Source organism: Runella sp. (genome assembly GCF_965279615.1).
Taxonomy (GTDB): Bacteria; Bacteroidota; Bacteroidia; order Cytophagales; family Spirosomataceae; genus Runella.
This window is the reverse complement of record NZ_OZ257252.1, coordinates 6961889-6974548: the sequence shown is the minus strand read 5'-3', so window position 1 is coordinate 6974548 and position 12660 is coordinate 6961889. Positions and strand designations below refer to the sequence as shown.

Here is a 12660-nt window from a genome sequence, read left to right as displayed (position 1 = left end):
CTCAAAATTGGTGATACTTAACGGCTTAAATATACAATCGAAGTAGGATTATACGGATTAACAAATATTATGCCAAATTCATGACCTTAACTTAGAGTCTTTACGAGGTAGCCTCAATCTATCCATTTTATCTTTTAGGGCTATTTTTTGTAAAGATTATTTTATTAAAATATAATAAAACAAAGTAAAACAGCCCTAAATAAGAGATTATCACCTTTTTTTTGCGAATTATCCCAGAAAACAAAAATACTGGTATATTTTTTTACTGATTTGCTAAATAATAATCATAGTTTAGCCATTTTTTATATTCCTGCCATTTTTTCATATACCTTTTAAATGCTCAATATGAACTATAACAGCCGTATTCTTATAGTTGAAGATAGGCAAAGTGACGTGTTTATTGTTAAAACAGTGCTGATAGAACTAGGGTATACTAATATTATAGGGGCTCGCACAACAGCTGAAGCACAAAATATTTTACAAAATTCTATACCGGCACTAATTATTATTGATCTACTTTGGGAAGAACAATCAATTTGGATTGATTTGTTGGATTCTATTCATGATAAAATCCCTACAATTGTTATAACGGCTTCAAATGAAGATTCCCTTTATCATACTATAACCGAGAAAGGGAAAATTGCTTATTTAGTCAGGCCAATACATAAACTTACTCTGGGTGCAACAATAAAGCTGATAACACATGAAAATAAAATTGATAGATCAATATATCTTCATGGCAACCACAATAACCGTATAAGAGTATTTTTTAATGATATTTATTTTTTTGAAGTTGATGGTAATTATAGTTATGCCCATACTGATACTTCTAAATTTATTGCTAAGTATTCGCTTAACAAATTGATCGATGAACTTGACAATCGCTTTGTAAGGGTTCATCACTCATATTTGGTCAACATCCATCATGTAAAAAGCTTTACTTCTGAAAAAGTACATCTGGAAAATTATGTACTCCCCTTGAGCAGAACATATAAAAAGGCATTTGTCGATCAGCTTCATATTCTAAAAAATAAGTTATAATGTACTTTTGCAGTAATATATCACCTCTTTTCGGTATTGTGTCATTTGTATATAAGTATAATATTTTTTTAGTATGAAAATTGTTAACAGTTCTATTGTTTAAATAACAGTGAACTAATGCAAGACTATACATTATAAAACAGTAACTTTCAATGAATATGAATGTATTATCAGATAGCCAAAAAAACGAAAATAGAATTGAAATTTCTATTAAAGAACCTATTGTTATCTTGAGAAATTTAAATGATTCAACAAAGCCTTTAAATCCAACAAAATTATTCGATGGTCTGTATATGCACTACCCTTTGCAACCTACTCAAGTATACAATAATGACTTGATTTTAAACATAGATGCTATTTTTATAACTTTTCCTAATAAAAACAAGTGGTTTTTTAAGTCGATTAATTCGCAGTCGCAGGTGATTACAATTTGCCTGCCATGGGATTGGATATATCTTAATTTTAATCGTAGCAATTATTCTATCTTTAAAAAAAAGAATAACTTAGATATCATTCTTACCTCTATAAAACAGATTCACCAATTAGCAATAATACCGGAAATAAAAAAAATTTATTTAAAAAATAGCGAAAATCTTTTAGAATTATTAAATATCGTTTTTCATGAATTTGCTATTAAACAGAATATGAACAAAATTAATAAACAAGACGTCTCAGGATTTGATAAAGAAGTTTTAAGCTCAGATAGCGAAAAAATAACATTTATTTACAAAAAATATGTATTAAATCCTCAGAGTAAGATTCCTACAATTGCAGAGCTCGCTGCTGAAATAAATATAAAACCCGAAAAATTAAAAAGAGTGTTCAAAGAAGTTTATGGAAAACCTATCTATGCCTGCCATTCTGATATAAAATTTAATTACGCGATGCAGCTACTGCAAGAAGGGCATAAAGTTAGTGACGTGTCTGAAGTACTTTGTTATACCCAAATATCGAAATTTGTCAGTACATTCAAGAAAAAATATAATACTACACCGGGTATCATAAAAATGAAGGCCAAATAATGATGAAGTAATATATTGTAAGTACCCCTTTATAACAGACAGTTTAAAATTAGATAATTTTCATTAATGAGCCCTTCCCAAATCTTGGACAGCGTATAGTAGAGGTTCAGGCTGTTTTTTCTTTAGCGGCAAAACGAACTCATCAGGGACCGTCCGCGGCTGCGGTTAGTCCACCGAGCGAGCTGTGGGGTCGAAACGACGGGGCGGCCCGAGCCGTTATATTCCCTCCGCCAATTTTCAATTTTCTCCTTTGCGTCTTCCAGCGATAAGAACCAGCGGTACGCCGCCGCGGTGAGTGTTCAAACATTCATCTCGAAAACTTCCGCACGGGCGGCCCCGCATTAAATGACTCAATGAAAGGGTTATCAATCGTTTTTCCAGGTCTGGAGAAGTCCAATGTTACCTCATTATCATAACACCATTTATCTAAAGCTTTAGATATGAACTCACTTCCGTTGTCAACCGCCAGGCGGCCCTGTTGGATTCTGGTTGGGACTGTTAAAGTTACTGCCGCAGCGGCGTACCGTTTTTAATTGATTCATTACATTTACTACATCTTCTCCTTTCAGCGATTGCCCTACATGAATCGACAGACATTGACGGCCGCAGGGGCGGACCCCTATAATTATCGATGGCACGGATTTCCATGGTTTAAGCAAGCATAGGCGTATAATTTTTATCATATTTCTGTTGGCGGTGAACAACCGAGCAAACTCGATGAATAAGCTTATTACGCACCGAATTCAGAACTAACATTTTGTTTTTACCTTCAGCTACTTTGCGTTTGTAATAATCTTGTAGCTCCCCTTTAGCACAAATAACAGACATCGCCCCCAAATGGAGTAAGCTTTTGAGTCGTTTACGTGCATGTTGGTTCACTTTGGTTTTTCCTCGGATACTACTGCCTGATTGATATTCAAAGGGCGCCACACCGGCATGACAAGCCAGCTTTTTGGGATTATTTATTGTATTAAATTCTTCTGTTGCAATAATTAACTCTGTCGCTGTCGTAGGTCCAATACCGGGTACAGACGTGACTAATGAGAATAGTTTTTTCAATTGCTCGTCAGCTTGGATTAGATCATGTATGCGCTTGTCTGTACTTTTCAAATCTGCATCAATTGCCTTAATAGATGCCTGACAGCTTTTAACCAGTTCTTTTTGGAGTAAAGGATTAATGAATCGCTCTTGTTCATTGATAGGTTGCTGTAATTGCTGACGTATCAAGAGTAAACGCTGACGTAGAACACTGAGAGCAGCCAGTTTTTGTAAAACGAGGCGTTGTGGACTCCAAAGCTGCATTTTATCACGAAAGCGATAGGCATATTCAGCTATTCTTATCGAATCAATTGCATCGTTCTTACCACGTTGCAAACCTCCTGCCCGTTTAATCTGCAAACTGTTTTCCAGCCAAGTAGGAAAGTGTAACTTATGCAGATAGGATAGCAGATGAGCACAATATATGCCCGTATGTTCCAGGCAACAAACAGCTTCAGAGACTTTAAAATTCGGCAAAACTTTAATAAGTTTAAGAGCCGCTTTAATTCCGGCTTCAGAATTGACGCATTGTGTTTGTAAAATAATAGTTTTGCCGTCTGAGACAGCCCAGTCAAGCGTAGCTTTTGAGACATCAACTCCAATGTAAAATTGAGTAGTCATAATAGTAATATGTTAAAGTTTAAACTGGTCGCTTAGCCTGTAACTCGAACCCTTACTAATGGGGCTTTTCCCCGAATTTCCATTTGAGTATTAGCCAAGCAATACAAGATGGGGCCTGAATCCGTGCTTAGATCAATATCTCGGGCGCCCCCTAGGTAACCCACCCTGTGTTTTTGAAAGCAAACTAAACTAAATCTTGAAATATTACCACACTACAAACCTAAAGGACCGCCCCGCTTACTAATGAGTCATTATACTCGAATTTCCATTTGAGCTTAAGAAAGCCTGAAAGAGCAGGACCTTAATCCGAGCATAGATCAAAATCTTGGCCACCCCATAGGAAACCCTGCCCTTTTTCTTCTAACTACAAGTTATGTTAATTCTTAGAATTTTACCAGATTGCAAATCTAAAGGGCCACCCCGTACAGTTAAGGCTCTGATTTTACGCCCATCAAAGAGTTGATCTGCTACAAAATCCATACTCCAACTCTGATTAATTGTAGAGAGTATAGGCCTCTCTAACCGATGCGAAGCAGCTCTGTTCCGTCTTGGACGTTTACTGCGTAGATTTAGGCCTTCTTCACAATATACTCTATAAACGCGTTTATGATTGTCGCGCCAGCCCTCACGACGCAATAAAATATGAATCCGCTTATAACCGTAACGAATTCTTACCTGAGCGATTTCTTTGATTCGATGGCGGACTGCTGTATCATCCCGTCGGTGAGATTTGTAGTACCGCTCCGGCGGCCCGGCAACACGAGCGTTGCAAGCAAATCACTGAACATGCCCATTGAACAGGAACACGATAATCTGTGATTAAGCTATCGGCCAGTTTCTTCTTCTGAACCGGCCTTAGAGCTTTTTTTTTAGCACGTCCTGCAGCATTTGTTTGTCCAAACTTAGCCGCGGTGGCGTACCACTCCGCCACTAACTGTTTTAACTGTCGATTTTCCTCCTCCAATTGTCGAAGTTTACGCAGTTCAGGTACTCCCAAGCCGGCGTATTTTTTCTTCCAATTATAAAACGTAGCTTCGCTGATCCCCATCTTGCGGCAAACCTCCGAAACGATCACGCCTGTCTCTGCCTGACGAAGTGCAAAAATGATGGCTCGGATTTCCATGGTTTATGCAAGCATAAGCGATTTTTTTGTTTTGTTAAGTTACCAAAAATCGCCCAATTCTCTACTTTTCCAATGTCCACTTTTCAGGGAGAAGGTCAAATACAGTGAGCCCCACTGTGATTGAAAACTCACCTCAGTATTTTTCATTTTTTCCGGGTGAAATACCCACTACCATGAAACAACTGGAATACGGCTTCAGAAAAAGTGTATTTGGCGGAAATACCGGTCAGGTAATTCAACCTTAGACAGCGATTCTAAAAATGCTGTCTAAGTAAATAAAGAACATTTTTAGCCACAACCTAATTCACCGACCGGGGCTTGCATATTCTATGCAATTGCTTCGGTCGATTTGAAGTATCAGTACAGTACATAAACGTATTATTCGCATTATGCAAATTGTCAAAACAACTGAAAGGTGAAAATGACGAGTTTGCCGATATCTTTTACCGGTTTGCATATCTTTTTTCCGGTGACTTCAAAGAGGCTGTTCTTTTAATCAGTAATTTTAAATCATGAAAAAGTCATTTGTGATTTTGTTACACGCGGGAGTTTGGCTCTGTTTTTACTTAATGGTAGCCATTGTACTTACAGTTTATTATAGAACGGATGTAAATGCTGTAAACCAAATGGATCGAATCATGAATGCATTTAATAATATTTTCCTCTTTGCGTTTCTCCCTGCAGCTGTTTCTTTTTACCTGTATTATTTTGTTCTGTTCCCAAAATATCTTCAACAAAAGAAGTATGTGCTGTCTCTGGTTTTTGGGTTTGCGATATCGGCCACAGTTGCCGTTTTGGCATATATATTACATCGTTATTTTATTGAAACAGGCCGGGTGATGGACATGGATGAAGGGGGTAAACATGGAAGGTCAACGGCATTGACAACAATTGCCGTAATGACTTTTATTGGAATAATTGGGGGCATTGTAGGATGGGTAGTAAAAGGATTTATTACCTGGTTTAATGAAATAAAACTGAAAGAAGCCTTAAAAGAGAAAAATCATGAAATGGAATTGGCGCTGGTAAAATTGCAGCTCGACCCTCACTTGTTATTTAACACCATCAACAATATTGACTCATTGATTTTAACCGATGCAATTGCGGCTTCCGAATACCTGAACAGGTTGTCTGACATTATGCGGTTTATTCTATATGAAACCAAGTCAGACAAAATTCCGCTTACTAAAGAAATTGAATATATAGAGAAATACGTAGACCTGCAAAAAATACGTACGGCCAACGAAAACTATGTGCAGCTGACGGTAATCGGCAATGCAGGCAATAAATTCATTGCCCCGATGGTCTTAATACCGTTTATTGAAAATGCCTTTAAACATACAGGCAATAAGAAACTGGAAAACGCCATCATAGTTCAGATTTTTATACACGATCATACGATACAGTTGATATGCGAAAATAAAATTGATCCCGGAAAAAAAATGAAGCATCAGGCTGGGGCCAACTCCGTTGGGGGCCTTGGCAATGAGTTGATTGAGAAGAGGCTTGATCTTATTTATAACGGGCGACATACACTGCAAACGCACAAAACAGACTATTTGTACAGCATTAATCTAAGCATACCCCATGAGTAAACTTACCTGTATCATTATTGAAGATGAGCCTCTGGCGCTCGACAAAACCAAGAACTTTATTCAGAAAATCCCTTTCTTAAACCTGGTCGCTACCTTCGACAATGCACTGGCAGGTCTTGATTTTTTAAACAATAATAAGGTTGATTTACTTTTTCTGGATATCAATATGGACGAGCTATCGGGTATTGAAATGCTGGAAAGTTCTAAAATCACCAGTCAGGTAATTATTACCACGGCTTATCAGGAATATGCGTTAAAGGGATATGAACTTCGCATTACTGATTATTTGTTAAAACCCTTCACATTCAATCGTTTTTTGCAGGCAGTAAATAAAGCACATGAAAATCTAAGCCATCGCCCCGAAGAAAAGAAGCCTGATTTTATTTTTGTAAAAACCGAAAATCGTCTCGAAAAAATCATGATCAACGATATCCTCTATATCGAAGGCATGAGAGACTATATGCGCATTCATACTCTGACTAAAAAAATCATGACCCTGCAGGGATTCAGCGAACTTGAACAATTGCTGCCTGCAAACCTGATATGCAGGGTGCATAAATCGTATATGGTTGCCGTTAATAAAATAGAATCCATAGAGCGCAGCAGGATAAAAATTGCCGGTCAATTGATTCCTGTTTCTGAGACTTACAAAGAAACATTTCTCCAACTCATCAACGGTAAGCCATAAATCCGGTTGTAGTTGGCAGATTAAAATCATGGCTTGGCAGACATCTCTTCTTACTTTGCATAGCCAAATTGCGGGCCTTTTTATCGCCCGGTACTTTTACTTCATCAAATTATTTATACACAATCAAACACAAATAATCATGAAGAAGAAAGTACAAACCGGAATGCTTATGAGCATATTATTATTATCAACCGTTGCCTTTGGTCAAACACAGGAATCTGCCTCCGGCAACACAAATCTCCACCGGAAAACAGCAGGAACCTATGTGGATCTGATGGTGAATATGGCAAGCTCCAACTTAAATTATGGGACAGCTAACAGGGCGCTGCAAGACTATAAAGAATCGACCAAAGGTATACAGGCAGGTGTATCGGTTCAGGCGGGTATTACTCCTTGGTTTTCACTGGTAACAGAACTGTATTTTATGCGGAAAGGAGGGAAGTTAAACGTCAACAACCCTTTGGCTTCAGTGGAATCTAATCTACGTCTTAACACGTTGGAATTGCCCTTGCTTGCTCGTGTTCATATGGGTAAGTTCTACTTAAATGCAGGCCCTTCCATTGCATATACTATGAGTGGTAAGAACACAGTTGGCGAAGTATCCAATAAGATTTCATTTGGAAATTCGCCGGATGGATTCAGGCGTTTTGAGGCAGGTGTTCAGGTAGGTGGAGGTATTGCGTTTCCACTCAAGCAAAAAAGAATTGCCTTGGATGTAAGATACAATTATGGCTTAACCAATATTTCTTACAACAAAGAAATGTATAACAGGGGCCTGATGATCAGCGTACACTTTTCCAAAGCATTGAATAAAAATTAAGCATCCATTCATTGAATTCGTTTTTATTAATAATAAAATGAGTATAGCAACTATGAGTAATTCATCTCACCGGAATCTGATGAATTCACAGCGTAAGACATCACTGTCCGCAGGTTTATTCTATCTGTTAACGTTTGTTTCTATCCCAACCCTGGTTCTTTATGGACCTATCCATGAACCGAATTATATACTTGGAACCGGCAACGACAATGCGGTTGTTTTAGGCGGTATTTCAGAAATAGTAGTGGCACTTTGTGGGATTGTTACGGCGGTTGTCTTGTATCCTGTCCTTAGAAAGCAAAACGAAAGTCTTGCCCTGGGTTTGATTGCCTCACGTATCTTGGAAGCAGGGACTATGTTTGCCGGGGTGGCATTCCTGCTAACGGTGGTAAGTTTACATCAAAAAGGAGCAGGAGCGGATGCCTTGCCCGTTGGCCAGGCGTTCGTGGCTTTATATGACCGTATTTTTGTGTTAGGACAGGGTTTTATTCCGGCTATAAACGATTTACTGTTGGGGTTACTGCTCTATCAATCACGTTTGGTACCTCGCAGCATTTCATTGATTGGGATTACAGGAGGTTTGCCACTGGTGGCAGGTTACCTTGCTATGATGTTTGGTTTGATAGAACGAACCTCTCTAATGGCAGGTGTATCCGCGATTCTCGTAGCAGTATTTGAATTTTCGTTAGGTATCTACCTTGTTGTTAAAGGTTTTAAGCCGTCACCTTTGTTAGTGGTGAAGTAAATTTGTCAGGAGTGAGTCGCCTGAAAAGTGAAAGATTGCAATACAGTATTTGACAAAGATCACTCTCAATCCCTAAACTCCTCTTCCCGCTGTTGGGGAGAGGAGTTTTACTCCCTTCCCTGCTGTAATGTTCGACGAGTCAAACAACATCCGGAAGTGCCAATGTTTTATCGAAAGTGCAACCCGGCTCATCTCCGGCAGTTATTATTAATACAGAGCTTACCCCTCTTATCCCTGAAATAGCTTAGCACTAATCATATGAATTTATGAAAGAGATCGAAACATTGAACGGAGTTGGCTGCCAAACTTTATAGCGACAAGGCCGGCAAACGAATTGAAACAGTAGTGCCTTGGTTTGGTACAGATGTTATAACGAGAACTCCCCCGTGAATTTTTACAATTTTTTCGGCCAATGTTAATCCCAGACCGAACCCTTTGACGGTACCTACATTTTCGGCCCGCATCATCGGTAAAAACACATCCGAGAGCTGCGTTTCCGGAATACCGACCCCCTGATCAACGACTGCAATAATAACCCAAAAGGATTGGTAGGTTATTTGTACCTTAACAGGCTGGTGGTTGGAGTATTTACAGGCATTATCAATGATATTGATCAGGGCCGTTCTCAAAAGACTGTTGTTGCCCACCACTTTAATGCGCGAACTGTTTTCGGTAAATATATCAGTCAGTTGGAGTTCAATCTGTTGGGGGGGGTATTTTTCCTGAAAATAGCCCACTGTATCCAAAATAGTGTCTACCAAATTAATATCCTCCAGTAATCGGCCCGGATTGAGCCCCTCCACTTCCGTAAGCTGCAACAGGGAATTGGCCAGTTCAATGGCTCCCTCCAGCCGATGCAATGCTTTTTCAATGCTTTCTTGCGCAGACTTTAAGGTTGTATCATACGCCAGACCGGTTTCCAGCATTCCTTTCACGACCGTCAGAGGCGTGCGGATTTCATGGGAGGCATATCCGACAAAATGCTCGTGGCTAAGGGCCAACTGTTGCAACCTGCTTAGCAGTTGATTGAATGATCCGGCCAGGTAGTTGGCTTCGTCAGGTTGGGATTTATAGATCAGTCGAAAAGAGAAATCATTGACGGTCGCCGCGTTTATTTGGCTGATAAGTTGATCAAACGGATGCATGGCTCGACGCGCAAACAGAAAACCCGCGAGTACAATTACCGCCAGCGATAAAATATTGCCTCCGATCAAAATAGCCACCAGATTTCGGCTGGTTTGTCGCCCCGTCAGGTCATAGGCCGTAACAAGGGCTACATATACCCGGTGTTTGTACCTGAAAGACAATACCACCCCTTCTTTCTCGGAATCCCACATCGGATTGAAATAGGTAAAATATACTTCTCTGCGGCGGGCATCCTGCAATAAAGTTGATGATGGCACATAATCATTGGGGCCGTTTGAGGCATAAATCACTTTGTTTGCACCATCAAAAAGCATTTCATGCTGTTCGGGTAAGGTCAGATAGGACGATTGCTGAAATTCATTCCGGTTCAGAAAATAAGCCTGTGCAGACAGCGCCCGGCGTTGCAACCGGGTACGCATCAACGAGCGTCGGTAGGACTCATAGGCCTGAAAAATGAAAAACGAGAAAAGTAACAGGATCGTTGCAACCAGCAAACCGAAGACAATCGTAATTTTTTGCTTGATGCTCATGGCTCCGCTCCGATCATGTAGCCGACCCCGAAGACGGTATGGACCAATTTCGGTTCTACCGTGTCAATTTTTCGCCGCAGATAATTGATGTACACATCCACTACATTGGTATTGGTATTAAAATGCACATCCCACACGTTTTCCTGAATGCTTACCCGACTGACCACACGCCCCTGATTGGCCAACAGGTATTCCAAAAGCGCATATTCACGGGCGGTCAGGGTGATACGTTGCCCCGCGCGCCAAACCTGATGGGACTGGGTATCCAACTCCAGGTCAAGCAGCTTCAATCGTTGCGGCAACAGCGGGCGCGATGAATGTCGTCGGGCGAGAGCTTTTAACCGAAAGACCAATTCTTTGAAGGCAAAAGGTTTGGTGAGGTAATCATCAGCCCCTGATTCAAATCCCAACACTTTATTGTCCAGACTTCCCAGCGCCGTGAGGAGAATGACGGGAATCGCCGGCCAATGTTGCTTGATAAAACGACACAGATCAAATCCATTCATGCCGGGGATGTTGACATCCAACACGACGACATCAAACCGGTTTTCATTGACTAAACTGCGGCCGATGATTCCGTCGAAAGCCATTGAAACGGAAATGCTTTCCGATTGTAATCCCTTCTGAATGAACTGGGCCAGTTCCACGTCATCTTCTACCAATAGGACATTCATAACTGCTTACTATTCTTTTCAATAAATAAATGTACCGCTAAAGTAACCAATTCAGGGCTCTTTTCGGGCTTCTAATCAAATTCTAATAAATCCCTAATCAGCCTTTAATGGGAGAGGTGGTTAATTTGAGCGGATTTTCAAAGCTATCCCACGCATTCATTGAAGTAGTTAACCCGCCTGATTGAATCGGCGTTACCACCCATTTACTAAAATAACTGAACGATTTATGGTGCTGACCAAACGTTTTCTGTCTGCATTTGTCTGTATCCTCGTTTGTCAAACCGTATTATTTTCACAGGTATTGACAATGGAAGGAGCTGTTGAGGCTACACTTTCGCAGTATCCGACGCTGGCGGCTCAACGGGCAGCGCTTGAAGCTATTCGGGCAAATGCCCGCGTAGTACGGGATAATCGCCTTCCCAATGTACGACTGCATGATCAGATCAATGTCGGTACGGCCAACGGTTTATCCGGCTCTTATTTCTCACTGGGGCTGATCGTCCCTACCTCAGGCGGACGGAGATCTGAAAATCGAATGGATTTGGCCTCCGGAAACATTGCACTGGCTACGATGGATTGGGAGGTGTACAATTTCGGTCGTTTTAAAGCCGAAGACCAACTTGCCCGAACCGATATTTCAGTAAGTGAATCGGCCTTGGAACGGGAGCGGTTCGGACTGCGTCAAGTAGCCATTAATACCTATTTAGACCTGCTTCAACTGAATCAACAGTTAAAAATAGAAGAGCGAAACCTCGCCCGCGTTGATACCATTCGCCGAATCATTACCAATTTGGTCCGCAACGGCATTAAACCGGGGCTGGACTCCTCGTTGGTGATGGTACAGGTTTCAAAAGCGAAGATGGCGTACTGGCAGGTACTGGAAAGCTACCAACAGGCCATCACTCAATTAGCTACACTTACCGGCCGCCCTTCCCGGCAGCTTCAAATTGATACGGTTTTCAGCATAACGCCTGCATTGACAATGCGGGCCGATCCGGGAATAAACCCCGGCCATCCGCTGCTCAACTACCGCGAAAATGTAGCCATGCGGCAAGCAGCGGAAATTGACGTCATGCGCAAAGCAGCTTTGCCAAGAGTATCCCTGCTGACAGCGGCATGGGCCAGAGGTTCCAGCATTGACGTTGAAAACAATTACGGTTCTCTGGGCAGCGGCCTGCTTTACAGTCGGGGGAATGTATTGGCGGGAGTGGCTATTACAGTCAACCTGACCGACTTTCGCCGGTCTTCCCATCGGGTTCAACTTCAGCAGTTCAGAATAAAAGAAGCCGACAGCCAATTGGCGACGGAACAACTGCAACTCAGAAACATGATGACGGCGGCGGATTCCGTCATGGCAGTAATGCAATTCGAATTAAGGGAGATTCCCAAGGCAATACGTTCAGCGGCCGATGCGTATGACCAGCGCTTATCGCGCTATAATAATGGATTGGAAAATATTTTAGGCCTCACGGATGCATTGCAACTGCTTGTCTCGGTAGAGAAAGACTATGTACTCCTCCAAAGCCGTGCGGCCAAAGTTCAGCTTCAGAAAGCATACGCCACCAATAATTTCGAGGCGTTTTTTGCGCTTTTCCGACATTAAATATCCGTAACCGG

10 protein-coding genes and 2 pseudogenes are annotated in these 12660 nt (G+C 41.1%); 7 read left to right on the top strand and 5 right to left on the bottom strand.

The window, feature by feature from the left end; genetic code table 11:
- Positions 1-345: 345 nt before the first annotated feature.
- The gene (locus tag ACQY73_RS29330) at positions 346-1041 is read left to right on the top strand and encodes a LytR/AlgR family response regulator transcription factor (protein WP_428657731.1); all 696 of its coding nucleotides are present in this window, start codon (positions 346-348) and stop codon (positions 1039-1041) included.
- A gap of 152 nt (positions 1042-1193) precedes the next feature.
- A complete protein-coding gene (locus ACQY73_RS29325; protein WP_428657730.1) occupies positions 1194-2063 on the top strand; it encodes a helix-turn-helix domain-containing protein in 870 nt (289 codons plus the stop codon).
- Between the two features lie 142 nt (positions 2064-2205).
- Here ACQY73_RS29325 and ACQY73_RS29320 read toward each other — a convergent pair.
- The 3 genes and pseudogenes from ACQY73_RS29320 to ACQY73_RS29310 all read right to left on the bottom strand — a co-directional run.
- Positions 2206-2532: pseudogene (locus tag ACQY73_RS29320) on the bottom strand (integrase core domain-containing protein); the annotation flags it as partial.
- A 182-nt stretch (positions 2533-2714) separates the two neighbouring features.
- Entirely contained in the window at positions 2715-3722 is a 1008-nt protein-coding gene (locus ACQY73_RS29315; protein WP_428657729.1) for an IS110 family transposase, read from the bottom strand.
- Positions 3723-4145: 423 nt separating this feature from the next.
- Positions 4146-4845: pseudogene (locus ACQY73_RS29310) on the bottom strand (transposase); the annotation flags it as partial.
- A 512-nt stretch (positions 4846-5357) separates the two neighbouring features.
- On the opposite strand from ACQY73_RS29310, the gene ACQY73_RS29305 reads away from it, so the two are divergent.
- From ACQY73_RS29305 to ACQY73_RS29290, 4 genes are all read left to right on the top strand, one after another.
- Positions 5358-6440 (top strand): sensor histidine kinase, encoded by a 1083-nt coding sequence (locus ACQY73_RS29305; protein ID WP_428657728.1) that lies wholly within the window; start codon positions 5358-5360, stop codon positions 6438-6440.
- The gene (locus tag ACQY73_RS29300) at positions 6433-7128 is read left to right on the top strand and encodes a LytR/AlgR family response regulator transcription factor (RefSeq protein ID WP_428657727.1); all 696 of its coding nucleotides are present in this window, start codon (positions 6433-6435) and stop codon (positions 7126-7128) included. Before ACQY73_RS29305 ends, ACQY73_RS29300 begins: the two co-directional genes overlap by 8 nt.
- A 139-nt stretch (positions 7129-7267) precedes the next feature.
- Entirely contained in the window at positions 7268-7948 is a 681-nt protein-coding gene (locus ACQY73_RS29295) for a porin family protein (protein WP_428657726.1), read from the top strand.
- Positions 7949-8027: 79 nt separating this feature from the next.
- The gene (locus ACQY73_RS29290) at positions 8028-8693 is read left to right on the top strand and encodes a DUF4386 domain-containing protein (protein WP_428657725.1); all 666 of its coding nucleotides are present in this window, start codon (positions 8028-8030) and stop codon (positions 8691-8693) included.
- 308 nt (positions 8694-9001) lie between these two features.
- Here the strand turns inward: ACQY73_RS29290 and ACQY73_RS29285 are convergent, their stop codons facing one another.
- A complete protein-coding gene (locus ACQY73_RS29285) occupies positions 9002-10369 on the bottom strand; it encodes a sensor histidine kinase (protein ID WP_428657724.1) in 1368 nt (455 codons plus the stop codon).
- Entirely contained in the window at positions 10366-11043 is a 678-nt protein-coding gene (locus ACQY73_RS29280) for a response regulator transcription factor (RefSeq protein WP_428657723.1), read from the bottom strand. The genes ACQY73_RS29285 and ACQY73_RS29280 overlap by 4 nt, the downstream gene beginning before the upstream one ends.
- Positions 11044-11269: 226 nt before the next feature.
- On the opposite strand from ACQY73_RS29280, the gene ACQY73_RS29275 reads away from it, so the two are divergent.
- Positions 11270-12646, top strand: a complete 1377-nt coding sequence (locus tag ACQY73_RS29275; RefSeq protein WP_428657722.1) for a TolC family protein — start codon at positions 11270-11272, stop codon at positions 12644-12646.
- Positions 12647-12660: the final 14 nt, after the last annotated feature.